This window comes from Phenylobacterium sp. LjRoot219 (genome assembly GCF_964252995.1).
Classification (GTDB): Bacteria; Pseudomonadota; Alphaproteobacteria; order Caulobacterales; family Caulobacteraceae; genus Phenylobacterium.
In genome coordinates, this window is sequence record NZ_CAXUQI020000001.1 from 3334755 (window position 1) to 3360272 (window position 25518).

A 25518-nucleotide genomic window follows, 5' to 3' on the forward strand; every position below is an offset into this window, starting at 1 on the left:
TCCTCCACCCTGGCGGGAGCGTCTGGCCGGCTCCTCGCGGACCGGGACTGTCATGGTCGACAGGGCTGAAGGCAATAAGGCGGCGGCCGGCGGACCGCGAATAACGCCTCCGCGATTGCGCCCGTTACTGCGCCGTGGACAGCCGCGCCCGGCGGCTCTGGGTGCGCCCGTCGCCAAGCGCCAGTTCGAACAGATGGGCCTCGGCGCGCAGCAGGTTGCGGATGTGCGGTCCCGGGTCCTGCTGGAACATGCCGCGGAACTTCTCGTCGGTGGCGATGGTGATCATCCGCTCGATGCCGGTCAGCAACACGGTGGCCATGTAGTAGGGCTCCGAGCGGTAGGCGGCGGGGTCGCCCTCCATCTGCTCGACGAAGAGATCCAGGATCCCCTTCGACATGCCGATGCGGTTCAGCCGCATGCGTTCGTCGCCGTTGTCGGCGTAGATGTTGCGCAGGTGCAGGATGCGCGAATGCTGCGCCCAGAAGTCGTGATAGGCCTCGATGAAGCGCAGGCAGTGCGCGCCGAGCTCGGCGTCCGGCCAGGTCGCGCGCAGGTGGCCGATATAGGTCTCTTCGGCCGTCGCCATGATCGGCGCCAGCACGGCGAGCAGCAACTCGGGCAGGTCGCTGAAATAGAGGTAGAGCGTCGTCATGCCGAGCGACGCTTCGCGCGCCACGGCGCTGAGCGAGATCGGCGCGCCGGTCGGTTCGGCCAGCAGTTTCTCGGTGGCGGCGATGATCCGCTCGCGCGTGTCGCGGCCCTTCCGCCCGAGCCTTTGGCCCAGCAGGTTGTGGCTTAGCGTCTCGTTCTCGGCGGCGGTTGGCTGCGCTCTCACCTTGACCTCACATCCACCGAGCGAGGACCGATGCCGGAGCGGCGCCTGGCGGCGCCGCCCCGACCTGCGGTCTTAGGCCGGAACCCCGGTCGCGATGACCTTGCTCTCGAGGAACTCCTCGATGCCTTCGCGGCCCCATTCGCGGCCGATGCCGCTGCCCTTGTAGCCGCCGAACGGCAGGTCGCCGGCGATGCACATGCCGCCGTTGACGCTGACCGAACCGGTGCGCAGCCGCTTGGCGACCTTCTGGGCGCGTTCCGCGCTGCCCTGCACCATGCCCGACAGGCCGTAGGTGGTGTCGTTGGCGATGCGGATCGCGTCCTCATCGTCCTTGTACGGAATGACCACCAGCACCGGGCCGAAGATCTCTTCCTGGGCGATGCGCATGTCGTTCTTCACGTCGACGAAGCAGGTCGGCTCGATGAAGTAGCCGCCGCCCTTGTCCGGACGGGCCTTGCCGCCGGCGAGCACGCGCGCGCCTTCCTTCTGGCCGAGCTCGACGTAGCTCAGCACCCGGTCCATCTGCTTCTTGGAGATGACCGGGCCCATGATGCTGGTCGGCTCGTCGAACTTGCCCCACTTGTCGGCGAAGCCGGCGTAGGCCTGCTCGAGGATCGCCAGGGCTTCCTGGTAGCGGCTCTCCGGGACCAGCACGCGGGTGCAGATCGCGCAGCCCTGGCCGGCGTGGAACACCACCATCGAGGAGGCGACCGCCATGGCGAAGTTCGGCGCGTCGTCGAGGATGATGTTGGCCGACTTGCCGCCGAGCTCGAGGAACACGCGCTTCAGGGTCGGCGCGCCGTTCTCCATGATCTTCTTGCCGACCAGGGTGGAGCCCGTGAAGGTCACCAGGTCGACGCGCGCGTCCTTGGTCAGCAGCTCGCCGGCCATCGCCGGATCTTCCGAGGTGATGACGTTGAAGACGCCGGCCGGGAAGCCGGCTTCGAGCGCCAGCTCGCCGAGGATGGTGGCCGCCGACGGGGTGTTCGGCGCCGGCTTCAGGATCATGGTGCAGCCCGCCAGCAGGCCGGCGATCACCTTGCCCAGGTTGACGTAGAGCGGCACGTTCCACGGCGTGATCGCCGCGGCGACGCCGATGGCTTCGTAGACGATCTTGCGGTCGGAGAGGTACTTGCCGCCCATGGCGCTGGCCCGGCCGCGGTCTTCTTCCCACTTCACTTCCGGGAAGAGGTCGATCAGCGCGTCCATGCCGTCGACGGCGTTGTTCACGTGGGCGGCGTAGGTCGCGCCGATCGCGGCGCCGGCCTCGACGCGGGCGATCTGGACCATGCGGTCGTTGTTCGCCTTGATCAGGTCGCGGAACTTCTTGACCAGCTCGAAGCGCTTGGCGTGGTTGGTCGACCAGTCGGTCTCGTCGAACGCGCGGCGGGCCGCGGCGATCGATTCCTCGACGTCGGCCGCCGAGGCGTCGGCCGCCTTGGTGACGACTTCGCCGGTCCACGGACCCAGCACGTCATAGGTCTTGCCGCCTTCGGCCTGACGGACCTTGCCGTCGACGTAGAGCTTGGCTTCAGGAAGTATCATCACTTTAGCGTCCTCTCCCGGCGCCCGTACTGCGCGCCGATCTATTGGAATTTCGAACCGGCCTCAGGCCGCCGCCTCGACGAGGTTCTCGGCGTGGGCGGCGTGCTTGGCGGCTATATAGGCGAAGGTCATGGCCGGACCTATGCTGGCGCCCGCGCCGGGGCTGCGGCCGCCCATCACCGAGGCGGTCGAGGTGCCGGTCGCGTAGAGCCCCGGGATCACTGAGCCGTCGGCCTTGAGCACCCGCGCCTGGGCGTCGGTGACCAGTCCGCCGAAGGTCGAGACGTCGCCCGGATAGAGCTGGATGGCGTAGAACGGCCCCTGCTCGATGGTCCCCAGCGTCTGGGCCGCGCCGGTCACCGTCGGGTCGCCGAGCCAAAGGTCGTAGACCCGCTCGCCACGCTTGAAGTCCTCGTCCTTGCCCTGCCGGGCGAAGCCGTTGAAGCGCTCGACCGTCGCCTTCAGCGTCGCCGGATCGACGCCGCAGGCCTGCGCCAGCCCCTCGATGCTGTCGGCCTGCTTCAGGAAGCCCTGGTCGAACCAGGCCTGCGGCTTGGCCGAGCCGGCCATGGTGCCAGCGAACATGTAGTTGGCGAGGAACTGGCTATCCATCACCAGCCAGGCCGACGGCGACTGCTTGCGGCGCTGGGTCAGGCCGCGGCCCAGCTCGACGTAGGACTGCGCCTCGCTCATGAACCGCACGCCGCTCTGGTCGACGATGATCGAGTGCGGCTTGGTGACCTCGCCGTGCGCGATGGCCGGCGGCCTGCCGGGCGGCAGGGCCATCGGCTGGCCGACCGTCTCGCCCATCTGGCCGACCGCGGCGCCGATGCGGATCGCCTCCTGAAGCACCTCGCCCGTATCGCCTGGGGCGGTGGCGGTCCACTCGGTGGAGGTGCCGGGAAGGTACTGGTCGCGCATCGCCTGGTTGCGCGAGAAGCCGCCGGCGTTGACCAGCACGCCGGCCGTCGCGCCGATGCGCCGCGCCTTGCCGTCGACCTCCGCGACGACGCCCGCGACCCGGCCGCCCTCGACCAGGATCTGCTTCACCGGCGCGTTCAGCCGGATCTCGACGCCGGCCTTCAGCGCGGCGTGGATCAGCTGCCCCTGCAGGGCCGCGCCGCCGCTGACCAGCTTCTTGCCGGTGAGCTTGCTGACCAGCATGCGCAGGGCGATCTTGCCCATCACCTTCTTGGCCTTCTTGGACTTCTTCATCCACGGCAGGTTGAAGGCTTCTTCGATGGTCGCCGGCACCGGCAGGAAGCCCGGCCGCATCTTCGACGCCCAGTCGCCGAGCTGCTTCTGGTCGAAGATGTCCGCGCCCAGGGTGCGGCTGGTCTGCACCGAGCCGGGCGAGTCGTAGTAGTCGGGATAGACCGGGATGCGGTGGAACTTCAGGCCCTGGCGGGTCAGGAAGTCGACCATCTTCGGCCCTTCCTCGACGAAGGCCAGGCGACGCTCGCGGGTGACGCCCGGCGCGTCGTCCTGCCCGTCGGCCAGGGCGTCGAGGTAGGTCAGCGCCTTCTCGGAGCTGTCCTCGCCCTTCATGAAGGAGGTGTTGGGGATCCACATCACCCCGCCGGAGGTGCAGGTGGTGCCGCCGGCGAGCTCAGTCTTCTCCAGGACCAGGACGCGCTTGCCTTGGCTGCGCATCACCAGCGCGGCGGTCATCGAGCCCGCCCCGCTGCCGACGATCACGAAATCGAAGGTTTCGTCCATCCTGGTCCTCACTCCCAAGTCGTTTCTTGTCGACAGTGTCAGCCGGCGGTCCGGGCCGAGACGTGGACCGTACCCATGTGCACATCGGCCGGCATGTCGACCACGGCCCGGAAGATCCCCGTCACCGATTTGAACTGCGAGATCGGCCGGCTCATCAGGTTGATCCCGGCCTCCATGTTGGCCTTGGCGAAGCGCATCGCCGCCTCGGGATCCCAGCCGGTGGCCTTGCCCTCTTCCATCATCTGGCCGGCGCGGATCATGGTCACCCGGATGCCGTTCGGCTCGAGTTCGCGGCGCAGGGAGACGGTGAACTGCTCCAGGCCGGCTTTCGAGCACTGGTAGAGGGTGAGGTGCCAGAACGGCACATCCACCGACTCGCTGCCGACATTGATGATGTGGCCGCCGGGACCCATCATCGGGATCGCGGCGCGGGCGCAGAAGATCGAGCCGTTCAGGTTGATGCTGATCGTGTCGACGATGTGGGCGTCGCTGGCGTCGGCCACCGTCGACGGCGCGAACACGGCGGCGTTGTTGATCAGCACGTCGATCTTGGGGAAGCGTTCGGCGATCTGGGCGAAGGCGGCCCGCACCGAGTCCGCCGACGCCACGTCGCACTCGACGGCCATGGCGCGCTCGCCGATCTCGGCGGCGACGGCTTCAACCTTCGAGCGGGTGCGACCGAGCAGCACCACGGTGTCGCCGTCGGCGGCGAAGCGCTGCGCCAGGTTCTTGCCAAGGCCGGCGCCCGCGCCGGTGATGACGATGATCTTGGACAATCCCCACTCCAATTGGTTGGCCTGCGCAGGAGCGGCAGGCTGGTCGAGAGTTGCGCTGCGCGACCGACGAAGGACAAGACCCTTCCGCATCGTGCCGGCGATACTTGCGAGCCGCGGTGTCTCACTTACCGCGGCCCGCGTCGAGGCCCCGTGGCGGTCGTTCGCGGCTATTGCCGATAGACCGACAGGTCGCCGCCGTAAGCGATCCCGCCGGGCCAGAAGCGGTCGCCGCTGACCTTACGGAAATAGTGCACCGTGCGCGCCGACGAGGCGGCCTTCGAGCGCGGCTCCATGGCCACGCCGCTCGGGCTGCGGCCGCCGGCCCGCGCGCTGAAGTCGCGCAGGGTGAACATCAGGTCGTCGGTCTGGCAGCCGGTGAGCACCAGCTGGTCGCCCGGGCAGTAGCGCACCGGCTCGATCTGCGTCTCGGCCAGCACCCCGCGCTTCATCGCCACATGGCCGGGGACGTTGGTGACCTCGCCGGAATGCACCTCGTCGTACCACTTCTGGTACTCGGCCTCGCGGCCAATGGTGTAGTTGGCCAGGATGATGCTGACGCCCGAGAACGGCTCGTCCGGCCGCCAGTTCGGGCTGCCCTTCCAGTCGGAATACAGGCGATAGCTGTAGAGCCGCTCGTTGGCGCCCGCGTCGTCGATCAGGCCGGCGTCGCGCGCCGCGGCGATCAGCGGGCCCAGCGCCGGCAGGTCGATCTCCGGCGCCGGCAGATCGAAGTCGTAGACGCTGAGGAACCGCCAGGGCTGCGGGATGTCCGGCATGATCTGCTCGGCGGTGACCTCGAAGCGGTCGGCGCTGCGGAAGCCGCGCAGGCCGGCCAGCGCCGCGCGGTGCGGCCCGTCGAACCAGGCCGCGTACTCGGCCTCGCGGCCCTCGGGCAGGTTGTGCAGATGCAAGGTGGTGTGGAGCGCCATTCGGTTCCTGCCCCGGCGCTGGAGCGCGAACGCCGCGGCTCCGCACCTTCTGATTTTTTACGTGGGCGCCGAAAGCTGCGCCGCTGGAAGTGTTATCGCCCGGTCCATGCAGCGACAAGCCCGGCGGGCCGGCGGAACGCCCCCTCCGTCTCGGCGCATTCCGCGCCGATCCACCTCCCCCGCTTCGCGGTGGAGGATCTGGGCGCTAGTCCTGCTCATCCGGGGGCTCGGCGTCGGGTTTCGGCCGGCGTTTCGCCCAGGGCGGCTTGTCGCCCTTCGCCTTGCCGGCGATCTCCTTGAGCTTGACGCGCTGCATCATCGAGAGCGCCTCGCCGGGCGCGCCCTTGTCCGGGTCGCCGAAGGCGCGGCCGAAGGTCTTCAGCCGGTCTTCGACGGACCCGAGGAATTCGCCCTCCCAGTCGGAGAGCTTCACGCCGGCGCGCTCCGCCTGGCGGCGGGCGCGCTTCAGCGCGCTGAGCGCAGCCCGTTTGGCCTGCGCTTTAGGGTCTGGGGCCTTACGCCTCAAACCTCTCCGAGCGCCGAGAGATAGAGGTCGAGGATCGCCTCCTCCTCCATCCGCTTGGCGCGGTCCTGCTTGCGGATGCGGACGATCTTGCGCAGCACCTTCACGTCGAAGCCGTTGCCCTTGGCCTCGGCGAAGACTTCCTTGATCTGCTCGGCGATCTCGGACTTCTCCTGCTCGAGACGCTCGACGCGTTCGACGATGCTCTTGAGCTGCGTCTGCGCGGTGCCGTTCAGCACGTCGGAATGGGCGGCGGCGTCGTCGGCCATAGGTCGAAACCTCTAAGCTAAGTTCTAGATTGCGGGAAGCGGCGGGACCCTAGCGATGCGGCTCGGCCGTGTCATCCGCACCTTGAACCTTGACTTAGGCTCGAACGTTGAGGCGGATCGCCGCGGGAGATTTTTGTGATGTCTGACGAAGCGAAAAAGCGGCCCACTCAGCAAGACGCCGAGGCGGCGGTCCGCACCCTGATCGAATGGGCCGGCGACGACCCGGCCCGCGAAGGCCTGCTGGAGACCCCCAAGCGGGTCGCCAAGGCCTATCGCGAGCTGTTCGCCGGCTATGAGGCCGATCCCCGCGAGTACCTGCAGCGCACCTTCGAGGAGGTCGGCGGCTACGACGAACTGGTCGTGCTGCGCGACATCCGGGTGGTCAGCTTCTGCGAGCACCACATGCTGCCGTTCCTCGGCCGGGCGCACGTCGGCTACCTGCCGTCGGACCGGGTGGTCGGCATCTCCAAGCTGGCGCGGGTGGTCAACGGCTTCGCCCGCCGGCTGCAGATCCAGGAGAAGCTGACCTCGGAGATCGCCCAGGCCATCCAGGACATCCTGCAGCCCAAGGGCGTCGGCGTGGTGATCGTCTCCGAGCACAGCTGCATGACCATGCGCGGGGTCAACACCCCGGGCTCGCGCCTGACCACCAGCCGGCTTCTGGGCGTGGTCCGCGACGACCCGCGCACCCGGCAGGAGTTCCTCGAGCTGGTGCACAACGGCGAGCGCTGACACGGCGCAGCTAGGAAAGCGCCGGACTGTTAAGTCGAGAACTTAACCTGCGTGAAGCAGGCCGCACCTTGGTGGAACATTCCTGAGAATAGTGGGTCGCGCGCCGGCGGATTTTCGCCTAGAGGACTGACGCGTTAACCACACTCGCCCTGGCGCGTGCGCAGCTTGGCTTTGCGCTTCGTGCGCCGTTCCAGGGTCCGGGTCCAGCAGTACTGGGAGTTGTCAGCTTGACCGACACACCCCCGGCGTCCTGTGGGCGCTCGCGACACTGGCTGATCGACGCGCTGATGGGCGGCGGCGTGGCGCTGGCCCTGATCACCGCGGCCCACGCGGCCCTGCCCCGCGTCGAGCGGCTGGCCCCGCAGCGCCCGATCGCGCCGCGGCCGGCCGCGCCGGCCGAACCGCCCGCCTTCATCGCCTTCACCTCGCCGACCCCCGGCTTCCCGGTGATCTCGCCGTTCGGCCTGCGGCAGCTGCCGTGGGAGGAAGGCGGCCGGCTGCACGCCGGGGTCGACATCGCCGCCCCGTCCGGCGTGCCGGTGCTGGCCGTCGCCGACGGCGTGGTGGTCCGCTCCGGCGTCGACGGCGGCTACGGCCGCACCGTCGAGCTCAGGCACGCCGGCGGCTTGTCGAGCGTCTACGGCCACCTCGGCCAGCTGCTGCCGCAGCTCGTCCCCGGGCTCGCCGTGAAGGCCGGGACGCCGGTCGGCGCGATCGGCTCGACCGGCACCTCGACCGGCGCGCATCTGCATTTCGAGATCCGCGACGACAAGGGCCGGCCGCTCAATCCCGAACTCTTCCTCGACCGGCGCTTCGCCGCGGCCGACGATCTGCCGCTGCGCGACGCCCAGCGGTTCGGCCGCCGCGTCCGGGTCGCCTACGTCTCCAACATCCCCAAGGCCAAGCGCGAGGAGATGGAGGCGCGCGAAGAAGCCGAGCTGGCGCTGGCCGCCGCCGAAGCCGGCTGGACCGACGCGCCGGGCGCGGCCAGCGCGACGGCGCGCGGCGTGAACGCCAGCGCGACGATCCGCGACTACAAGCTGAAGAACGGCCGGCCGTTCGCCCGGCTGCGGTTCAGCGATGCGCGCGGCGCGGCGCGGCCGCAGCCGGCGACGGCGCTGACGCCGCCCGTCATCCCGCCGGGTCTGCACAGCGGCACCGCAGGACTGCCGAGCGGAACGCCGACCGCCATGGCCGGTCCGCCGGACGACCTCGCCGGCCTGCCCAGCGGGACCGCGGGCTTGCCAACCGGCGCCACGGCCTCCACATCCCCTTAGGAGCCCCAGTCGTTCAGAGTTCGATCAGAGTTCGATGTCGGTATCGCAGCGTGCGTCCTTTCGGGGCGAGAGGATCGAACTCGGCGACCGCGCGCTGCGCGTCGTCCGCGCCGGGCCCGCCAGCAGCCCCCACCCCGTCGTCGTGCTGGAGCACGGCGCGTTCGGCTGCGCCGCCGACTGGGCCGTGGTGCAGGAGCGGCTCGCCGCCAAGGGCTTCCGCAGCCTGGCCTACGACCGCGCCGGCCTTGGCCACTCCGACCCCGGACCCGCGCCGCGCGACGGCCGGGCGATCGTCGCCGACCTGGCCGCCCTGCTGCGCGAACTCGACGAGCCCGGCCCCTACGTGCTGGTCGGCCATTCGATGGGCGGGCTGATGGCCCGGCTGTTCGCCCTCACCCACCCGGACCGCACCGTCGGCGTGGTGCTGGTCGACGCGGTGACCCCGGACATCATGAAGACCGCCGCCGGCCCCGGCGCGGTGCGCGCCTACGGCCGGGCGCTGCGCTGGGTCAGCCGCGGGGCGAAGTTCGGCATCATGCGGCCGGTGGCCTACGTCGCCGGCAATCTGATCGGCCTGACCGGCGAGGCGGCGCTGGAGAAGCGGCGCATCTACGGCGCAGCGCCGCACGCGCACGGCGCGGCCGAGGAGGTCGCCTCCTGGCCGACCACCTCCGACCAGGCCGCCGAGGCCGAGTTGCCGGCCCAGATGCCGGTCGCGGTGATCACCGCCGGCGCGGAGAAGAGCGCGCCCTGGCTCAAGGCCATCCAGGCGATCCCGGCGCTGGCCTCGCGCCAGGGCTATATCGAGCACGTCGCCCACGCGTCGCACGCCAGCCTGCTCGGGTCCCGGTTCGCCGACCCGATCGTCCGCGGCGTCGCCCACGTGCTGCAGGGCCGCTAAGCGCTCAGTCCGGCTCCCGCTCGACCAGCCCGGCCGCCGCCCGCAGCCGTTCGGCGACGAGGCAAGCCGCCCGGACCGGCGAGGCGCCGAGCAGCGGACAGCTCACCGCGCCGGACGCGTCGAGCACCGCCGGCAGGCCCGGGCGCACCGCGGCCGGCAGCCTCGCCAAAACGCGCTGCTGGTCGGCCGGCAGCCGCCGGGCGAGGCCGCGCAACGGCCGCACCTCGACCGCCTCGTCGCCGCCGCGCCAGTTCGAAGCGGCCGTCCCACACCGCCTGCCGCCCGGCCGCCAGCCCCAGCGGCTGCAGCCCGCCGCGCCGCGCCTCGCCGGCCTCGCGGACGATCCGCACCTCGGCGGCGTCGGCCTCGATCCGCGCGCCGGCCATGGGTCGCCGCCACCGGCGCCTGGCCGCGCAGGGCTTCGGTCAGCCGGCCGCGCGGCCCGGCCGCCGGCAGGCGCGCCGCGCCGCCGGCGCAGACGCTGGCGATCGCCAGCAGCCGCTGCGCGACCTCGAAAGGCGCGGCGCGCAGGGCCGCGCGCGGCAGCGCCACCGCGCCGCCGGGCGCATGACGGCAGAGTTCGGCCAGGGCCAGCGGCGGCGGCGCGTCCAGCTCGACATCGCCATCCAGCGGCAGCGCCGCCCGCGCCCGGGCGCGGGCGAAGCGCGGGTCGGCGTTGGCGGGGTCCTCGATCCAGGTCTCGCCACGCGCCGCCAGCCAGGCCCGCAGCTCGGCGCGACGCAAGCCCAGCAGCGGCCGCAGCAGGAACAGGCCCCGCCCCTCGGGCCAGGCCGGCGACGGCGACCATTCGCGCGGCGCCGGCGTGGTGGCCCCTTCGGCGCGCATGGCGCGGCCCTCCAGCACGTCGTCGGCGGTGTGGCCGATCAGGATGACGCTTGCGCCCATGGCCCGGGCGGCGTCGGCCAGCAGCTGATGGCGCGCGGCGCGGGCCGCGGCCGGCAGGCCGTGTGCGGGCTTCGGGCCCTCCCAGGCCAGCGGTTGGAAGCCGGCGCCGACCCGGGCGGCCAAGGCCGCGCAGGCGTCGGTCCAAGCGCGGCTCTCAGGTCGCAGCTGATGGTCGACGGTGAGCGCGACGAGCGGCCGGCCGTGCGCCTGCGCCCAGGCCTGCGCCATCAGCAGCAGGGCGACGGAGTCCCCGCCGCCGGACAGGGCGACGGCGATCGGGCGTGGGCTGGTCGGGTCCAGCCGGCGGTCGAGGACGGCGCAGGCCGCCGCCGACAGACCGTCCCTCTCCCCTTGCGAGAGAAGGTGTCGGGCGCCAGCCCGACGGATGAAGGGTCGATGATGATCGCCGCTGCGCACAGCTTCGGGTCTTAGCAGAAGGTTCTGAGAGACCCCTCATCCGCCCCCCTACGCGCGCCACCTTCTCCCGCAAGGGGAGAAGGGGACGTGAGAAGCTGTAAAGCGCCTACGCCGCGCACTTCGCCTGGCGCGCGGTGGCCGTGGCGCGGGTGGTGACGGCGGCCGGGGCCTTGGGATAGCGCTTGGTCAGTTCCGACAGCGCCGCGCAGGCGTCCTGCGGCTTCTTCAGCGCCACCAGCGAGCGGGCCAGCTCGCCCACGGCGTCGGGCGCCCAGGCGGTCTTCGGCCAGCCGCGGATGGCGGCGATGTAGGCGCTGGCCGCCTGGGCGTGGTCGCCGCGCACGCTCAGCGTCTTGCCCCACCAGTAGCGGGCCTCCGGCGCCCGGGCGGAGTCCGGATAGCTCTCGACGTAGGCGGCGAAGGCGCCTTCGGCCGCGTCGTAGTCGCCGGCCAGCATCAGCTCGCGCGCCTGGGTGAAGGCCTCGGCCGAGCTGGCCTTGGCCGGCCCGGGCGCAGGCGTCGCCGCCTCCGGCGCCGACGCGCCGGCCTGGGCGGCCTGCTCGGCGGCGGCGAGCCGGTCGCTGAGGTCCTTCACCTGCGCCTGCAGCTGACCGTTGACGCGCTTGGTCTGCTCGAGCTCGTAGCTGGTGGTCTCGAGCGCGCCGTTGATCCGGGTCAGCGACTGTTCGAGGTCGCCGATCCGGGTCGCCAGGTCCTGCATCCGGGCGTCGGTGTCGGCCGGCTGCACGACCACCGGCTTACCGGTGTCGCGCAGCTGGAAGACGATGGAGCGGAGTTCCCGCACCACCTTCTCCATCCGCTCCACCCGCTTGGCGTCGCGTGCGTCGAGCGGATCGGGCATCGGCGTCTGCGAAAACGCCGGCCCGGCGGCCAGAACGAGAGCGACCGCCGTGGCCGCAACGCGCAAGCGGGGGAGGTTCATCGCCCCAAGCCTCAGCGCGCGCCGCTGACGATGCCGGTGCGGGCGTTACGGTTCCGCGCCCAGGCTTCCTCGCCGGTGCCGGCGTCGACCGGCTGTTCCTTGCCGAAGGAGACGGTGGCGATCCGGTCCGAGGTGACGCCGTGCGTGACCAGGTACTCGCGCACCGCGTTGGCCCGCCGGGCGCCGAGCGCCAGGTTGTACTCGCGGGTGCCGCGGTCATCGGTGTTGCCCTCGATGCGCACGCGCACCGCCGGGTAGCGCTGCAGCCAGGCGGCCTGGGCGTCGAGGATCGGCTGGGCGTCGGCGCGGACGCTGTAGCTGTCGAAGTCGAAGTAGACCCGGTCGCCGGCGTTGATGACGAAGTCGCGCTCGGAGCCGGGGATGACGCTCTCGCCGACCACGCCGGGCGACGGCGGCGGGGCTTCGGCGGCCGGCGGCGAGGCCGTGGTGGTCGGGGCGGGGCCGGCCGGCTTCGGCTTCGAGGCGCAGGCGCTCATCGAGGCCGCGGCGGCGGCGATCATCGCAAGGCGCAAGGCGGTCCGGGCGGTCATAGGCTTCACGAATTCGTCTCCTTGGGTACGGCGCTTGGCCGGGGAACAGGTCACAGCTGCGCTGTGGGCGCAACTAGTTGAGCAGGGGCGACCAGGCCGGATCGGACGCCGCGCCCGGATAGGGCACCGGCTGCAGGATCCTGCCCGTCACGTCGACGCTCCAGAGCCGGGAGTCGCCGCCGGGGCTCTCGCGCGAGAACATCAGCACGCGGCCGTTGGGCGCCCAGGTCGGGCCCTCGTCGAGGTAGCTGGAGGTCAGCAGCCGCTCGTCCGAGCCGTCGGCGCGCATCACCCCGATGTGGAACTCGCCGCCGGTCTGCTTGGTGAAGGCGATGAACTCGCCGGTCGGGCTCCAGACCGGGGTGGTGTACTTGCCCTGGCCGTAGCTGAGTCGGCGCGGGCTCGAGCCGTCGGCGCCCATGACGTAGAGCTGCGCCGAGCCCGAGCGGTCGGAGTTGAAGACGATCTTCGAGCCGTCCGGCGAGAAGGACGCCGAGGTGTCGATCCCCGGGTCGGTGGTGATCCGCGAGCTCGAGCGGTTGCGCAGGTCCATCACGTAGATGTCGCTGTTGCCGTTGCGCTCGACCGAGAAGGCGACCCGGCTGCCGTCCGGCGAGAAGCGCGGCGCGAACACCATGCCCGAGAACTCGCCTAGGCTCTCGCGGCGGGCGGTCTCGAGGTTGAACAGGTAGACCGCCGAGCCCTCGGGCCGCAGCGCCATGTAGGTGATCTCCTGGCTGTTGGCGGAGAACCTCGGCGTCATGACGATGTAGGAGCCGTCGGTCAGGTAGCTGGGGTTGGCCCCGTCCTGGTCCATGATCGCCAGCCGCTTGGTGCGCTTGCCGCGCGCGCCGGTCTCGGCGACGAACACCACCCGGGTGTCGAAGTAGCCCTTCTCGCCGGTCAGCCGCTCATAGATCTGGTCGGAGATCTTATGCGCCACCCGCCGCCAGTTCTCCTGGCTGGCGGTGAACTGCAGGCCCAGCAGTTGCTGTTCGGAGAACACGTCCCACAGCCGGAAATCGACCACCACGCGGTCGCCCTGGACGGTCACCTGGCCGTTGACCAGCGCCTGGGCGTTAATCTGCTTCCAGTCGGGGAAGCGTGGCTGCACCGCGGTGGTCAGGTCCTTCTCGATGAAGGTCGCCGGATCGAGGGGCCGGAACAGGCCGGAGCGCTGCAGGTTGGCGCCGATCACCTGGGCGATGTCGGCCCCGACCTGGCCGCCGCCGAAGGCGGGGACCGCGATCGGCAACGGCTGGACGTCGCCGCGGTTGACGTTGACCTCGATCTCGGCGCGGGCCGGCGCGACGCCTGCGCCGACGGCGAACAGGGCGGCGACAAGGGCGGCGGCCAGGGTTTTCAGATGTCTCGGCAAGCGGATCCTCATGAGCAGGCTTCGCGGGCGTTGAAGGTCACGTTGATCGTCTGACCGTAGAAATCCCGGGGCAGATTGCGGAATGGCGCGGCGGCGTAAACCGCGCTGACGGCGCGCTGGGCCGCGACCCGGCTGAGGGCGTTGTCGGTGCCCTGGATCTGGGCGCGCGGCTCGCCGGCCACCCCGCCCCCGGCGTTGAGGCGGAACCCCACCTTCACCACCACGGCGCGGCCCTCGGCGACGCCGCAGTTCGGGTTCCAGCGGCGCTGGAGCTCCTCGCTCAGGCCGTTCATCGCCGCCGCCACCTCGGCCGTGCCCTGGCCGCTGCGGGCCTCGGTCGCGGTGGCGGGCCGGCTCGGCCCCTTCGCCGCCGAGGACGGCTTGGCCATCTTGGAGACGCTGGCCTGCAGGGCGTCGAGATCGAGCCCCTTCTCCGCCTTCGCCGCCGGCTTGGCCGCGGCCTTCGGCGTCGGCTGCGGCGTCGGGGCCGGCTTCGGCGGCGTCGGCGTCGGCTTCGGGGTCGGCTGCGGGGCCGGCGGCTGCGGTTTCGGCTGCGGCGCCGGCGGCTGAACCTCCGGCGGGGCTTCGGGCACGGGCTGTTCGGTCTGCGCGGTCTGCGGCTCGGGCGCCTGGATCGCCGGCGCGAGTTCGGCCGGCGGCGCATTGCTCACGATGGTGACCGGCACGGCCGAGCCAACCTTGAGGTCACGCCCCCACGGCCAGGCGATCAGCAGCGCCGCGGCCACCGCGCCGTGCAGGGCCACGGAGCCGATCAGCGCAGGCGAGAGCTCGCGACCATTCACGGCGCGGCCGGCTCCGTCTCAGTTTGCGCGCCCGACGAGGGGCCGCCGGTGTCGGTGATCAGGTTGATCGAGGTGAAGCCCGAGGTGGAGAGCGCGGCCATCACCTGGGCGACGTTGGCGTAGGAGGCGCGGCCGTCGGCGCGCACGAAGATCGGCTTCTTGGCGTCGTCGCCGGCCATCTCGCGCAGCTGCGGGCCGAGGTTGGCGAACGGCACCGGCCGCTCGCCGATGAACACCGCCCCGTCGGCCTGGATCGAGACCGACAGCGGCTCGCGCTGGTCCTGGACCGCGCTGGCCTCGGTCTTCGGCAGCTCCAGCGGCACCCCGGCCGTCAGCAGCGGCGCCGAGATCATGAACACGATCAGCAGCACCAGCATCACGTCGACCAGCGGCGTGACGTTGATCTCCGACAGGGTGCCGCGCTGGCGGCCGCGGCGCCGGCGGCCGCGCCGGCCGCCGGCGGCGTAGGCGTCGTTGGCGGACAGCGCCATGGCTCAGCCCCGCTCCGCCAGCCGGCGCTGGATCGCGTGGCTGAGGTCGTCGGCGAAGCCCTCCAGCCGGGCGGCGTACTTGCCGGCCTTGGTCGAGAAGGCGTTGAAGGCGATGTAGGCCGGGATCGCCGCGATCAGGCCGACGGCGGTGGCGAACAGCGCCTCGGCGATCGCCGGGGCGACCACCGTCAGGTTGGTGTTCTTCTGCACGGCGATGGCCTGGAAGGCGTGCATGATGCCCCAGACCGTGCCGAACAGGCCGACGAACGGCGAGGCGGTGGCGACGATCGCCAGCACGCCCAGCCCGTCCTCCACCCGTGCGCTCTCACGGGCGATGATCGTGTCGAGCGCCCGGTCGATCCGCTGGATCAGGAAGGCGGTCTGACTGTCGGACTGCGGCTTGGCGCGCGAGTCGCGCCATTCGCGCAGCGCCGCCTGCAGCATGCGCGGCAGGGCGTGGCGCGGGCGCTCGCCGGCCTGGGCGGCGATGTCCTCGAGGCTCTGGCCCAAACCCACCTCGTTCTCGAAGCGGTTGGCCTCACGGTTGAGGGCGGCGAAGCGGAAGCTCTTGTCGAGGATCACCGTCCAGGACCAGAGCGAGGCCAGCGCCAGGCCGACCATCACCAGCTTCACCACCCAGTCGGCGCGCAGGAAGAGGGTGAGGAAGTTGAAAGTGTCGGGCGTGACGGCGTCCATTCGACCTTGGGCTCCGAGTCTTGAAACGAGTGCGTGGGGTTGGCTCGCGGGGATGGCGAACTTGTGGCGAGGCTAGAGCGCTTCGCCCTCTACGGGAATCCGTCGCAATGGCGCCACAGTCATTCCGGCGCCGCTTCAGTCGAAAAACGGCTTCAGCGCCAGCACCAGATCGGCCGGCGGGCGCCGCGCCCGCCCGGAGAGATCGATGCAGGCGGCCTCGACCTCGGCCTCGGCGATCAGCTCCTCGCCGCGCAGGATGCGCTGGCGGACGAACAGCCGCGGCCCGCGCACCGCCTGGTAGCGGGTGCGCACCTGCAGGGCGTCGTCGATCCGCGCGGCCCGACGGAAGTCGATCGCCAGCTTGGTCACGGTGAAGGCCAGCGGGTCCGGCCGCTCCAGCAGCGCGGCGTGGGCGATCCCGGCCAGCCGCAGGAAGTCGGTGCGGCCGCGCTCGAAGAACCGCACATAGCCGCCGTGATAGACCACGCCGGTGAAGTCGGTGTCCTCGTAATAGATCCGCACCGGCAGCACGTGCTCGCGGCCATCCAGCCAGCCGGCGCTGGGTTCGTTCCGTTCGGTCATGTCCCGCTCCAGATCGGGTGCGGTTGAAGCCTCAGACGGCCCTGACGGCAACCCCCCGCCATCCCCTTCCGTCCTGGCCCGGCTTGTCCGGGCCATCCAGCCCGAAGCGTCGGCCGCCGTTGCAGCGGAGCGACATCGGGGCGGGTCGCACGGACGACCGGGCGATGACGGGCTTAGGAACCCCGCCGTCCTACTCGAACAGATCCGTCGCCGGCGGCCGGCCCGCGGGCGGCGGGGCGGTGAGGCCGAGGTGGGCGTAGGCCTTGGCGGCGGCCATGCGGCCGCGCGGCGTGCGCTGGATGAAGCCCTGCTGCAGCAGGAAGGGCTCGATGACGTCCTCGACCGCGTCGCGCGCCTCGGCGATGGCGTAGGCCAGGGTCTCCACCCCGGCCGGGCCGCCGGCGTAGTTCTCGATCAGCGCCCGCAGGTAGCGGCGGTCGAGCGAATCCAGCCCCATCTCGTCGACGTCGAGCCGGGCCAGCGCCGAGGCCGCGGCCTTGCGGCCGATCAGCTCGACGCCGTCGGCGGCGGCGAAGTCGCGCACCCGGCGCAGCAGCCGGCCGGCGACCCGCGGCGTGCCGCGCGCGCGGCAGGCGATCTCGGCGGCGCCCTCGTCGGCCAGCGACAGCCCCATCTTGGCGGCCGCGCCCTTCAGCACCCAGGCGAGTTCGTCGTGGGTGTAGAACTCCAGCCGCAACGGAATGCCGAAGCGGTCGCGCAGCGGCGTGGCCAGCAGGCCCGCCCGGGTGGTCGCCGCGACCAGGGTGAAGGGCGCCAGGTCGATGCGGATCGAGCGCGCCGACGGGCCCTCGCCGATCACCAGGTCGAGCACGTGGTCCTCCATCGCCGGATAGAGGATCTCCTCGACGTTGGCCGCCAGCCGGTGGATCTCGTCGATGAACAGCACGTCGCGCGGCTCGAGGTTGGTGAGGATCGCCGCCAGGTCGCCGGCCTTGGCCAGCACCGGCCCGGAGGTGGCGCGGAAGTTCACCCCCAGCTCGCGGGCGACGATCTGCGCCAGCGTCGTCTTGCCCAACCCCGGCGGGCCGAACAGCAGCACGTGGTCGAGCGCCTCCGAACGGGCCTTCGCCCCTTCGATGAACACCCGCAGGTTGGCCTTCACCTGCTCCTGGCCGACGAACTCGCCCAGCGTCTGCGGCCGCAGCGCCTTGTCGTGACCCTCGAACGGCTGGGCGTCGCCGGAGACGATGCGGGTCATGGGGCGGTCCTGAGGAATAAGGCGCCGCCGGCGCCGAACGCCCCCTCAGTCAGCTTCGCTGACAGCTCCCCCGCATTGCGGTGGAGCATCTGGGCCGAGATCCTCCACCGCAAAGCGGGGGAGGTGGATCGCGCCGCAGGCGCGAGACGGAGGGGGCGTTCTGGAACTCCCCTCACCGCCCCAGCTCCTGCAGGGCGGCCTTGATCACCGCCGGCGGCTCGGCGTCCTCGCCGAGGCGGATCACCGCCTGCTCGACGACACGGCGGGCGTTCGGCTCGGCGACGCCGAGGCCCATCAGCGCGGCGACCGCCTCGCCGGCGACCGACGGGCGCAGCGGCTCGGCGGCCGGGCTCAGCGGCGTCGGATGGAAGCCGCCGGCCGAGAGGTCCGCCAGCGGCTTGCCCTTCAGCTCGGTGACGATGCGCTGGGCGAGCTTCGGGCCCACCCCTTGGGCGCGGGCGACCGCGGCCTTGTCGTCGCGCGCGGCGGCCGAGGCCAGCTCGGCCGGCGGCAGCACGTCGAGCACCGAAAGCGCCGCCTTCGGCCCGACCCCCTGGATCGCCCGCAGCGCCAGATAGGCCTTGCGATCGTCGCGCGACAGAAACCCGTAGAGGGTCATGCCGGTCTGCTCGCCCCACTGGGTCTCGACGTGCAGCACCGCCTCCTCGCCGATCGCCGGCAGGCGCGACAGGGTGCGTGCGCCGCAGCGGACCACGTAGCCGACGCCGACCACGTCGATCAGCGCCTCCTCCTCGCCGACCTCGGCGACGACGCCGCGCAGCCGGCCGATCATGCGAGGCGCTCCAGGCGCCGGGGGAGAGGATTCATGTTCGACATCTGTTCCAGATAACCTGCGCCGCGGGACCGGATCAATCGCCCGGCGTCAGGCGTAGGCGCGGGCGGTGCGGTGATGCGCATGGGCGATGGCCACCGCCAGCGCGTCGGCGGCGTCGGCGCTCGCCGCGCCGGCGGTCGGCAGCAGCCGGCGGATCATGAAGCCGACCTGATCCTTGTCGGCGGCGCCGGTGCCGACCACCGCCTTCTTCACCACCGTGGCGGCGTACTCCGCGACCGGCAGCCCGGCGCGCGCCGGGGCGATCAAGCAGCAGGCGCGCGCATGGCCAAGCTTGAGGGTGGAGGCGGCGTTGGTGTTGACGAAGGTCTCCTCGACCGCGGCCTCGTCGGGCGCCTGATCGGCGATCACCGCGACCAGCCCCTCGAACAGCACCAGCAGCCGCTCGGCGAACGGCAGGGTCTCCTTCGGCGCGATGACCCCGTGGGCGACATGGGCGATGCGCGCGCCGCTGACCGCCACGACGCCCCAGCCGGTGCGGCGCAGCCCCGGATCGAGGCCCAGGATGCGGACCGGGCGAATCGCAGCGTTCGTCATATGTTCCGAGACCATGCCCCATCTGGCGCGCGAATGCTTGACGAAAGGTGGATGCGCGCCGGCCCACAAATGTTGGGAACCCGACACAGGCTGCGGGCCTTGTAGCGCTGTGTCCGAGCCATTCGACAACCCGGCCGACGAGCCCGACGGTGAGGCCGAAAGCGTCGCGCGCGTCCTGCGCCAGCAGATCGCCGCGGTGCGGGCCCACATGGAGGCGCACCGCGAGGTGATGGAGGCCGCCGGCCTCACCACGCCCCGGCCGCCCAAGGATCCCGAGGCCGCCGAGCGCTGACGACCCCAGGGGCGCAAAGAATCGCCGCCCGCGTGCACCGGACTTTAAGCCTGTTCATCCTAGCTAAGTCTCGGGCGCCAAACGCGCACGGGGACATGAGGACGACCATGGCGAAGCCTGTCTCGCCGATCCGGCTGCTGCTCGTCTGCGACGACGAGGCCAACCGCAACCTGCTGCGCCGACGCTTCACCCGCGTCGGCTACGAGGTGATGGAGGTCGCCGACGCGGCCAGGGCGCTGTCGCTGGTGGCGATGATCCCCTACGATCTGGCGATCGTCGACGTGACCGAGCCCGAGGCCGACGACTTCAATCTGCTGCGCCGCATGCGCGAGACCCGCAGCCGCAGCGAGCTGCCGATCCTGATGGTCGTCGACCGCGCCGCCGGCGAGGAGGCGCGCGAAGCGCTCGAACTCGGCGCCGACGACTGCATTCCCCGCCCGGTCGACCTCGAGCTGGCCTATGCGCGCGCCGCGATGCAGCTGCGCCGCCCGCGCGCGACGGACATCAACCACGCGCTGGAAATCAACTTGGTGAAGCTGCAGGAGGCGGTGGTCCGCGCGGAGAACACCGCCGCCATGCTGGCCCACCTCGGCCACGAGGTGCGCACCCCGCTGGCCGGCGTGCTGCGCGCCGCCGGCGTGCTCACCCGGATCTGCGTGACGCCGGAACTGAAGAAGGTCGTCGAGCTGGTCGAGGCCTCGGCCGGGACGCTCGAGCGGCTGCTGATCGAGGCGCTGGAGCATGGCGACCGCCGCAGCCGGACGCCGCGGGAGGTGCTGCGCGTGCTGTCGGCCGACGACGACGCGGAGAGCCGGCAGGCGATGCGCGGCATGCTCGACGCCGCCGAGACGCCGATCGACCTGGTCGAGGTGGCCACCGGGCTGCAGGCGGCGCTGGCCGCCGAGGCCAGCATGGTCGACCTGATCCTGGTCAACGTCTCCACCGCCGAGTCGATCGCCGGCATCCGCGCGATCCGCCGCACCGAGCGGCAGGCGAAGGCCCGGCGCACGCCGGTCCTGGCGATCGCCCCCGACAGCGAGGCGGGCGCCCAGGCGCTGGCCGCCGGGGCCGACCTGTCGATGTGCCGGCCGGTGACCGCCGCCGGCCTGCTGGCCGCGCTGGCCGCCGCGCTCAGCCGCGAGTCCGAGGACCTCAGCGCGGTCGCCTAGCCCCTGTCCTGCCTGACAAGTCAGGCGGGATAAACAGGGTCGTCGTCTTTGGCTCTAGCGGCCCCGCTGGACGCGCGGCGCGGGGGATGCCAAGCCTCGCGCCCATGGCCGATCCGATCTTCGCCAACCTGCCGACGACCATCTTCGAGGAGATGTCGGGCCTGGCGCGCGAGCTGGGCGCGCTGAACCTCGGCCAGGGCTTCCCCGACGATCCCGGGCCGGAGGCGGTGCGCGCCAAGGCCGCCGACGCCCTACTGCACGGCTACAACCAGTACCCACCGATGGCCGGCCTGCCGGAGCTGCGTCAGGCGGTGGCGGACCACTACGCCCGCACACAGGGGCTGGCGCTGGACTGGGCGAGCGAGGTCACCATCACCTCCGGCGCGACCGAGGCGCTGGCCGCAGCCTTCCTCGGCCTGATCGAGGCTGGCGACGAGGTGGTGGTCTTCCAGCCGGTCTACGACGCCTACCTGCCGCTGATCCGCCGCGCCGGCGGCGTGCCGAAGCTGGTCCGCCTGTCGCCGCCGCACTGGCGCTTCGACCGGGCGATGCTGGAGGCGGCGTTCAGCGAGCGCACCCGCTTCGTGGTGCTGAACACCCCGATCAACCCGGCCGGGGTGGTGCTGCCGGAGGCCGACCTGACGCTGCTCGCCGAGTTCTGCGTCCGCTACGACGTCACCGCGATCTGCGACGAGGTCTGGGAGCAAGTGGTGTTCTCCGGCGCCGTCCACCGGCCGCTGATGGCCCAGCCCGGCATGCGCGAACGCACGGTGAAGATCGGCTCCGCCGGCAAGATGTTCGGCCTGACCGGCTGGAAGGTCGGCTTCCTGTGCGCCGCCCCGGCGCTGACCCGCACCCTGGCCCGCGCCCACCAGTTCCTGACCTTCACCACGCCGCCGAACCTGCAGATGGCGGTGGCGTTCGGCCTGGAGACCGGCGCCGACTGGTTCGCCGCCATGCCGCGCGGGCTGGAGCGCTCGCGCGATCGGCTGGCGGCGGGGCTGGCGCGCGAGGGCTTCGCCGTGCTGCCGGCGCAGGGCACCTATTTCCTCAACCTCGACCTCGCCGCCTCCGGGATCGACGAGCCCGACCGCGCCTTCGCCCTGCGCGCGGTGAAGGAGGCCGGCGTCGCCTCGATCCCGGTCTCGGCGCTCTACGAGGCGGCCCCGGTCACCCACATCCTGCGCCTTTGCTTCGCCAAGCGCGACGCGGTGCTCGACGAGGCGGTCGAGCGCCTGGCGAAGGCGCGCGAGCTGAGCCGGGCGCGCTAGCCCAGCTGCTCCCCTCAGGGGGAGCTGTCGCGAAGCGACTGAGGGGGTCCAGGCGCAAAGCGTCGCGGGCTTCAACCCCCTCCGGTCCTCCGGGCCACCTCCCCCTGCGGGGGAGGATCTAGTTCTCGCGCAAATCACGCCCCTGCCCGCTTGCCGGACGCCGCGGGGACCAATAACTGCTAGACGAGCATTCTCGGCTTGCGGGCGGGCGGCAAAGCGGCTCGTCTGGAAGCGGACGCCTTAGGAGATCCCATGACCAAGTGGACGGCCTTGCTGGACGATGACGGCGACGACGACGACAAGGGCCGCCAGCCCGACATGCCGATGACGGCCGGCCCGGTCCAGAACGCGCTGTTCAAGTCGCGGACGGTCCTGGTGTTCGGCGAGATCGACATGCGCCTGGCCGAGCGGGTCACCGCCCAGCTCACCGCGCTCGCCGCTGAAAGCGACGCGCCGATCCGGATGCTGATCAACTCGCCGGGCGGCCACGTCGAGAGCGGCGACACTGTCCACGACATGATCCGCTTCTGCGGCGCGCCGGTGACGGTGATCGGCACCGGCTGGGTGGCCAGCGCCGGCGCCCACATCTTCCTCGGCGCCGAGAAGAAGAACCGCCTCTGCCTGCCGAACACCCGCTTCCTGCTGCACCAGCCGGCCGGCGGCATGCGCGGCCAGGCCTCGGACATCCAGATCGAGGCCGAGCAGATCATCCGCATGCGCGACCGCGTGAACCGGATGATCGCCGCCGAGACCGGTCAGTCGGTCGAGCGGATCGTCAAGGACACTCAGCGGAACTTCTGGATGAACGCCGAGGAAGCGATCGAGTACGGCATCGTCTCCCGGATCATCAAGAACACCTCCGAGGTCTGAGGCCGTGCCGGCGTGGTGGCGGGGCGCCGTCCTCTACCACGTCTACGTGCGCAGCTTCTTCGACTCCGACGGCGACGGCCATGGCGACCTTGCGGGCGTCATGGCCAAGCTGGATTATATTCAGGGCCTGGGGGTCGACGGGATCTGGCTGTCGCCGATCCACCCCTCGCCGAACCGCGACTGGGGCTATGACGTCGCCGACTTCGACGGCGTCCAGGCCGACTACGGCACCCTCGAGGATTTCGACCGCCTGCTGGAGGCCGCCCACGAGCGCGGCCTGAAGGTCGTCCTCGACGAGGTGCTAGCCCACACCTCCGACGAACACCCCTGGTTCCTCGAGAGCCTGACCGGCGGCCCCGACGGGCCCAAGGCCGACTGGTACGTTTGGGCCGATCCGCAGGCCGATGGAACCGCGCCGAACAACTGGCTGTCGGTGTTCGGCGGTCCGGCCTGGTCCTACCAGCCCAAACGGCGGCGGCACTACCACCACAAGTTCCTGCGCCAGCAGCCGAAGCTGAACTGGCGCCAGCCGGCGGCCCGCGAGGCGGCGCTGGCGGTGCTCGACCGCTGGCTGGCGCGCGGCGTCGACGGCTTCCGCCTGGATGTCGCCAACGCCTATCTCCACGACCCCGAGCTGACCGACAATCCGGCCACGCCGGCCGAGGCGCGGACTGCGGCCCACTGGGGCCACGCCGGCAACCTCCAGCGCCACCTCCACGACGCCAACCTGGAGGAGAACTGCGCGCTGATGGACGCGGTGCGCCGCCGGGTCGAGGCGCACGGCGACGACCGCTTCGTGTTCGGCGAGTTTTCCGAGGAGGAGGCGCGCTGCGGCGCCTATCTCGCGCCGGACGAGGGCCTCCACTCGGCCTACACCTTCGTCCTGCTGCTGCAGGACCAGCTCACCCCGGCCTTCGTGCGCGAACATTACGCGACGCTGTCGGCCTTCCCGGCGCACTGGCCGACGATCTCGTTCTCCAACCACGACGTGCCGCGCACGGTCAGCCGGTTCGGCGGGGCTGCGCCGGCGCCGGATCTCGCCCGGCTGATGTTCGCCCTGCTGCTCAGCCTGAAGGGCACGACGCTGATCTACCAGGGCGAGGAGCTCGGCCTGCCGCAGGCCAGGCTCGCCCGCAGCCAGTTGCGCGATCCGGTCGGCGACCTCTACTGGCCCTACGACGGCGGCCGCGACGGCTGCCGCACGCCGATGCCGTGGGACGCCGACCTGCCCAACCTCGGCTTCAGTGACGGCGAGCCCTGGCTGCCGGCCGCGTCCGAGCATCGCCGCCTGACCGTCGCCGACCAGGAGGCCGACCCGGACTCGAACCTGGCCTTCGCCCGGCAGATGATCGCCCTGCGCAAGGGCTCGCCGGCGCTGACCCTGGGCGACCTGGAGTTCCTCGACGCGCCGGATCCGGTGCTGGCCTTCGTACGCCGCTGGGAGGACGAGGCGGTCGCCTGCGTGTTCAACCTGAGCGACGCGCCGCGCTTCGTCGAACTGCCGACGGTCGCCGGCGGCGCCCTGCACCCGGTGCGCGCCGCCGACGCCGACCTCCGCGGCGGCTCCCTGGGCCTGGCCCCCTGGGCCGCGGCGTTCGTGGAGTTGCGGGGGTAGGGCCCCATTCCGTTGGTCATCGCCGGCTTGTCCGGGCGACCCATCCCAAGGTCGTTCCACAGCTGCCGAGGCCGGCGCCTTGGGCTGGATGGCCCGGACAAGCCGGGCCAAGACGGATGGAATCTCTCTCCTCCGGTCATCCCCGCGAAAGCGGGGACCCAGGCTTTTTTTGATCTATCTCTTGTGGTCGAAGGCCGATGCAGCCTTACAACGCAATACACCTGGATCCCCGCTTTCGCGGGGACGAGCGGTAGAGAGAATGGCCGAAGGCGACGCCAAGACCAGCCGCAGCGAGACGCGATTCGGCCAGGGCTACCTGACCGACATCTGGTACTTCGCCGCGCTCTCCAGCGAGCTGAAGCCGGGCAAGCTGGCGCGCCATGAGATCCTTGGCGAACCGGTGCTGCTCGGCCGCGCGCCGTCCGGCAAGCTGTTCGCGCTGCGCGACATCTGCCCGCACCGCGCCGCACCGCTGTCGGCCGGCCGCTTCACCGCCGAGCCCGGCGGGGCGCCGAGCGTCGAGTGCCCCTACCACGGCTGGCGGTTCGGCGCGGACGGGGCCTGCACGGCGATCCCCAGCCTGGTCGACGACCAGGCGATGGACGTCAGCCGGATCCGCGTGCGCCGCTATCCGGTGGCCGAAAGCCAGGGGCTGGTGTTCGTCTGGATGGCCAGCGAGGCCGCGCGCGAAGCCGAGCCGAGCGAGCCGCCGCCGACCTTTCCCGGCGTCGTCGGCGGCGCGCCGAAGCTGGTCGACCGGATGGCGTTCGACGCGCACATCGATCACGCGGTCGTCGGCCTGATGGACCCGGCGCACGGCCCCTACGTGCACCAGCAGTGGTGGTGGCGCTCGGCCAAGAGCCAGCACGAGAAGGCCAAGCGCTTCGAGCCGCGCGAGGCGGGCTTCGCCATGGTGCGCCACGAGCCGTCGAAGAACTCCCGGGCCTATGCGGTGCTGGGCGGCGAGCCGCTGACCGAGATCACCTTCCGCATTCCCGGCCTGCGCTGGGAGCATGTCACCGTCGGCAAGCGCCAGGTGCTGTCGCTGACCTGCCTGACGCCGGTGCACGAGACCAAGACCCGGATCACCCAGATCATCTGGTCCGACCATCCGGCCTTCGTGCTGCTGAAGCCGCTGATCGCCGCCGGCGCGCGCGCCTTTCTGCGGCAGGACGGCGACATGGTGAACCTGCAGAACCAGGGGCTGAAGTACGACCCGGCCCTCTTGTGGGTCGACGACGCCGACCGGCAGGCCAAGTGGTACCAGCAGCTGAAACGCGAATGGACCGCCAGCCGCAAGGCCGGCCGCCCGTTCGTCAATCCGGTGGAGCCGGTGACGCTGCGCTGGCGCAGCTAGTGTCCCGATTCCGAAGTTCGCTTGCGCATTGTGGCGGCTCTGGCGAACTTCGAAATCGATCA

27 protein-coding genes are annotated in these 25518 nt (G+C 71.4%); 9 read left to right on the forward strand and 18 right to left on the reverse strand.

Annotated features, from left to right (window positions below; genetic code table 11):
- Window positions 1-124 precede the first annotated feature (124 nt).
- The 7 genes from ACSQ14_RS16300 to ACSQ14_RS16330 form a co-directional block, all read right to left on the reverse strand.
- Window positions 125-835 (reverse strand): TetR/AcrR family transcriptional regulator, encoded by a 711-nt coding sequence (locus tag ACSQ14_RS16300; RefSeq protein WP_436014619.1) that lies wholly within the window; start codon window positions 833-835, stop codon window positions 125-127.
- Between the two features lie 72 nt (window positions 836-907).
- Window positions 908-2380: an aldehyde dehydrogenase family protein gene (locus ACSQ14_RS16305; RefSeq protein ID WP_436014621.1), complete on the reverse strand. Its 1473-nt coding sequence runs from the start codon at window positions 2378-2380 to the stop codon at window positions 908-910.
- A gap of 63 nt (window positions 2381-2443) precedes the next feature.
- Complete coding sequence (locus tag ACSQ14_RS16310) at window positions 2444-4099, reverse strand: FAD-dependent oxidoreductase (protein WP_436014623.1); 1656 nt, start codon at window positions 4097-4099, stop codon at window positions 2444-2446.
- 38 nt (window positions 4100-4137) lie between these two features.
- Window positions 4138-4875, reverse strand: a complete 738-nt coding sequence (locus ACSQ14_RS16315) for an SDR family oxidoreductase (protein WP_436014625.1) — start codon at window positions 4873-4875, stop codon at window positions 4138-4140.
- Window positions 4876-5042: 167 nt separating this feature from the next.
- Entirely contained in the window at window positions 5043-5804 is a 762-nt protein-coding gene (locus ACSQ14_RS16320) for a hypothetical protein (RefSeq protein ID WP_436014627.1), read from the reverse strand.
- A 205-nt stretch (window positions 5805-6009) separates the two neighbouring features.
- Window positions 6010-6237: a hypothetical protein gene (locus ACSQ14_RS16325; protein WP_436014629.1), complete on the reverse strand. Its 228-nt coding sequence runs from the start codon at window positions 6235-6237 to the stop codon at window positions 6010-6012.
- Window positions 6238-6326: 89 nt separating this feature from the next.
- The gene (locus tag ACSQ14_RS16330; RefSeq protein ID WP_436014631.1) at window positions 6327-6596 is read right to left on the reverse strand and encodes a DUF2312 domain-containing protein; all 270 of its coding nucleotides are present in this window, start codon (window positions 6594-6596) and stop codon (window positions 6327-6329) included.
- Window positions 6597-6734: 138 nt separating this feature from the next.
- Between ACSQ14_RS16330 and folE the strand changes: the two genes are divergently transcribed.
- The 3 genes from folE to ACSQ14_RS16345 all read left to right on the forward strand — a co-directional run bounded on the left by folE (window position 6735) and on the right by ACSQ14_RS16345 (window position 9506).
- Complete coding sequence (gene folE, locus ACSQ14_RS16335; RefSeq protein WP_436014633.1) at window positions 6735-7328, forward strand: GTP cyclohydrolase I FolE; 594 nt, start codon at window positions 6735-6737, stop codon at window positions 7326-7328.
- Between the two features lie 227 nt (window positions 7329-7555).
- Window positions 7556-8605, forward strand: a complete 1050-nt coding sequence (locus ACSQ14_RS16340; RefSeq protein WP_436014635.1) for a M23 family metallopeptidase — start codon at window positions 7556-7558, stop codon at window positions 8603-8605.
- 34 nt (window positions 8606-8639) lie between these two features.
- Window positions 8640-9506 carry an alpha/beta fold hydrolase gene (locus ACSQ14_RS16345; protein WP_436014637.1) on the forward strand — a complete coding sequence of 289 codons (867 nt, stop codon included), beginning with the start codon at window positions 8640-8642 and terminating at the stop codon, window positions 9504-9506.
- 102 nt (window positions 9507-9608) lie between these two features.
- On the opposite strand, the gene tilS is transcribed toward ACSQ14_RS16345, so the two are convergent.
- From tilS to ruvC, 11 genes are all read right to left on the reverse strand, one after another.
- Window positions 9609-10829, reverse strand: coding sequence for a tRNA lysidine(34) synthetase TilS (gene tilS / locus ACSQ14_RS16350; protein WP_436014639.1), 1221 nt, complete (start codon window positions 10827-10829; stop codon window positions 9609-9611).
- 106 nt (window positions 10830-10935) lie between these two features.
- A complete protein-coding gene (gene ybgF, locus ACSQ14_RS16355; protein ID WP_436014641.1) occupies window positions 10936-11691 on the reverse strand; it encodes a tol-pal system protein YbgF in 756 nt (251 codons plus the stop codon).
- A 92-nt stretch (window positions 11692-11783) separates the two neighbouring features.
- A complete protein-coding gene (pal, locus tag ACSQ14_RS16360) occupies window positions 11784-12323 on the reverse strand; it encodes a peptidoglycan-associated lipoprotein Pal (protein WP_436015450.1) in 540 nt (179 codons plus the stop codon).
- Window positions 12324-12396: 73 nt separating this feature from the next.
- On the reverse strand, window positions 12397-13713 hold the full coding sequence (gene tolB, locus ACSQ14_RS16365; protein ID WP_436014643.1) for a Tol-Pal system beta propeller repeat protein TolB: 1317 nt from the start codon (window positions 13711-13713) through the stop codon (window positions 12397-12399).
- Window positions 13710-14504 (reverse strand): energy transducer TonB, encoded by a 795-nt coding sequence (locus tag ACSQ14_RS16370; protein WP_436014645.1) that lies wholly within the window; start codon window positions 14502-14504, stop codon window positions 13710-13712. The genes tolB and ACSQ14_RS16370 overlap by 4 nt, the downstream gene beginning before the upstream one ends.
- A complete protein-coding gene (locus ACSQ14_RS16375) occupies window positions 14501-14995 on the reverse strand; it encodes an ExbD/TolR family protein (protein WP_436014647.1) in 495 nt (164 codons plus the stop codon). The genes ACSQ14_RS16370 and ACSQ14_RS16375 overlap by 4 nt, the downstream gene beginning before the upstream one ends.
- Before the next feature lie 3 nt (window positions 14996-14998).
- Window positions 14999-15691 (reverse strand): protein TolQ, encoded by a 693-nt coding sequence (gene tolQ / locus ACSQ14_RS16380; RefSeq protein ID WP_436014649.1) that lies wholly within the window; start codon window positions 15689-15691, stop codon window positions 14999-15001.
- A gap of 135 nt (window positions 15692-15826) precedes the next feature.
- Window positions 15827-16273 (reverse strand): YbgC/FadM family acyl-CoA thioesterase, encoded by a 447-nt coding sequence (locus ACSQ14_RS16385; RefSeq protein WP_436014651.1) that lies wholly within the window; start codon window positions 16271-16273, stop codon window positions 15827-15829.
- A gap of 190 nt (window positions 16274-16463) precedes the next feature.
- Window positions 16464-17492, reverse strand: coding sequence for a Holliday junction branch migration DNA helicase RuvB (ruvB, locus tag ACSQ14_RS16390; RefSeq protein WP_436014653.1), 1029 nt, complete (start codon window positions 17490-17492; stop codon window positions 16464-16466).
- Window positions 17493-17664: 172 nt separating this feature from the next.
- Entirely contained in the window at window positions 17665-18285 is a 621-nt protein-coding gene (gene ruvA / locus ACSQ14_RS16395) for a Holliday junction branch migration protein RuvA (protein WP_436014655.1), read from the reverse strand.
- 90 nt (window positions 18286-18375) lie between these two features.
- Complete coding sequence (ruvC, locus tag ACSQ14_RS16400) at window positions 18376-18882, reverse strand: crossover junction endodeoxyribonuclease RuvC (protein ID WP_436014657.1); 507 nt, start codon at window positions 18880-18882, stop codon at window positions 18376-18378.
- A gap of 109 nt (window positions 18883-18991) precedes the next feature.
- On the opposite strand from ruvC, the gene ACSQ14_RS16405 reads away from it, so the two are divergent.
- The 6 genes from ACSQ14_RS16405 (at window position 18992) to ACSQ14_RS16430 (ending at window position 25456) form a co-directional block, all read left to right on the forward strand.
- Window positions 18992-19174, forward strand: coding sequence for a hypothetical protein (locus tag ACSQ14_RS16405; protein ID WP_436014659.1), 183 nt, complete (start codon window positions 18992-18994; stop codon window positions 19172-19174).
- Window positions 19175-19281: 107 nt separating this feature from the next.
- A complete protein-coding gene (locus ACSQ14_RS16410) occupies window positions 19282-20343 on the forward strand; it encodes a response regulator (protein WP_436014661.1) in 1062 nt (353 codons plus the stop codon).
- Between the two features lie 104 nt (window positions 20344-20447).
- On the forward strand, window positions 20448-21614 hold the full coding sequence (locus ACSQ14_RS16415) for an aminotransferase (protein WP_436014663.1): 1167 nt from the start codon (window positions 20448-20450) through the stop codon (window positions 21612-21614).
- Between the two features lie 252 nt (window positions 21615-21866).
- A complete protein-coding gene (locus tag ACSQ14_RS16420) occupies window positions 21867-22484 on the forward strand; it encodes an ATP-dependent Clp protease proteolytic subunit (RefSeq protein WP_436014665.1) in 618 nt (205 codons plus the stop codon).
- Between the two features lie 4 nt (window positions 22485-22488).
- Window positions 22489-24099: an alpha-glucosidase family protein gene (locus ACSQ14_RS16425; RefSeq protein ID WP_436014667.1), complete on the forward strand. Its 1611-nt coding sequence runs from the start codon at window positions 22489-22491 to the stop codon at window positions 24097-24099.
- A 259-nt stretch (window positions 24100-24358) separates the two neighbouring features.
- A complete protein-coding gene (locus ACSQ14_RS16430; RefSeq protein WP_436014669.1) occupies window positions 24359-25456 on the forward strand; it encodes an aromatic ring-hydroxylating oxygenase subunit alpha in 1098 nt (365 codons plus the stop codon).
- Window positions 25457-25518 lie beyond the last annotated feature (62 nt).

What these genes read in the sequence shown, in the direction of transcription:
- ACSQ14_RS16305 (WP_436014621.1), bottom strand. Translation starts at nt 2,380, where the DNA reads ATGATACTTCCTGAAGCCAAGCTCTACGTCGACGGCAAGGTCCGTCAG.
- ACSQ14_RS16310 (WP_436014623.1), bottom strand. Translation starts at nt 4,099, where the DNA reads ATGGACGAAACCTTCGATTTCGTGATCGTCGGCAGCGGGGCGGGCTCG.
- ACSQ14_RS16320 (WP_436014627.1), bottom strand. Translation starts at nt 5,804, where the DNA reads ATGGCGCTCCACACCACCTTGCATCTGCACAACCTGCCCGAGGGCCGC.
- ACSQ14_RS16330 (WP_436014631.1), bottom strand. Translation starts at nt 6,596, where the DNA reads ATGGCCGACGACGCCGCCGCCCATTCCGACGTGCTGAACGGCACCGCG.
- folE (WP_436014633.1), top strand. Translation starts at nt 6,735, where the DNA reads ATGTCTGACGAAGCGAAAAAGCGGCCCACTCAGCAAGACGCCGAGGCG.
- ACSQ14_RS16345 (WP_436014637.1), top strand. Translation starts at nt 8,640, where the DNA reads ATGTCGGTATCGCAGCGTGCGTCCTTTCGGGGCGAGAGGATCGAACTC.
- ybgF (WP_436014641.1), bottom strand. Translation starts at nt 11,691, where the DNA reads ATGCCCGATCCGCTCGACGCACGCGACGCCAAGCGGGTGGAGCGGATG.
- pal (WP_436015450.1), bottom strand. Translation starts at nt 12,323, where the DNA reads ATGACCGCCCGGACCGCCTTGCGCCTTGCGATGATCGCCGCCGCCGCG.
- tolB (WP_436014643.1), bottom strand. Translation starts at nt 13,713, where the DNA reads ATGAGGATCCGCTTGCCGAGACATCTGAAAACCCTGGCCGCCGCCCTT.
- ACSQ14_RS16375 (WP_436014647.1), bottom strand. Translation starts at nt 14,995, where the DNA reads ATGGCGCTGTCCGCCAACGACGCCTACGCCGCCGGCGGCCGGCGCGGC.
- tolQ (WP_436014649.1), bottom strand. Translation starts at nt 15,691, where the DNA reads ATGGACGCCGTCACGCCCGACACTTTCAACTTCCTCACCCTCTTCCTG.
- ACSQ14_RS16385 (WP_436014651.1), bottom strand. Translation starts at nt 16,273, where the DNA reads ATGACCGAACGGAACGAACCCAGCGCCGGCTGGCTGGATGGCCGCGAG.
- ruvB (WP_436014653.1), bottom strand. Translation starts at nt 17,492, where the DNA reads ATGACCCGCATCGTCTCCGGCGACGCCCAGCCGTTCGAGGGTCACGAC.
- ruvA (WP_436014655.1), bottom strand. Translation starts at nt 18,285, where the DNA reads ATGATCGGCCGGCTGCGCGGCGTCGTCGCCGAGGTCGGCGAGGAGGAG.
- ruvC (WP_436014657.1), bottom strand. Translation starts at nt 18,882, where the DNA reads ATGACGAACGCTGCGATTCGCCCGGTCCGCATCCTGGGCCTCGATCCG.
- ACSQ14_RS16410 (WP_436014661.1), top strand. Translation starts at nt 19,282, where the DNA reads ATGGCGAAGCCTGTCTCGCCGATCCGGCTGCTGCTCGTCTGCGACGAC.
- ACSQ14_RS16415 (WP_436014663.1), top strand. Translation starts at nt 20,448, where the DNA reads ATGGCCGATCCGATCTTCGCCAACCTGCCGACGACCATCTTCGAGGAG.
- ACSQ14_RS16420 (WP_436014665.1), top strand. Translation starts at nt 21,867, where the DNA reads ATGACCAAGTGGACGGCCTTGCTGGACGATGACGGCGACGACGACGAC.
- ACSQ14_RS16430 (WP_436014669.1), top strand. Translation starts at nt 24,359, where the DNA reads ATGGCCGAAGGCGACGCCAAGACCAGCCGCAGCGAGACGCGATTCGGC.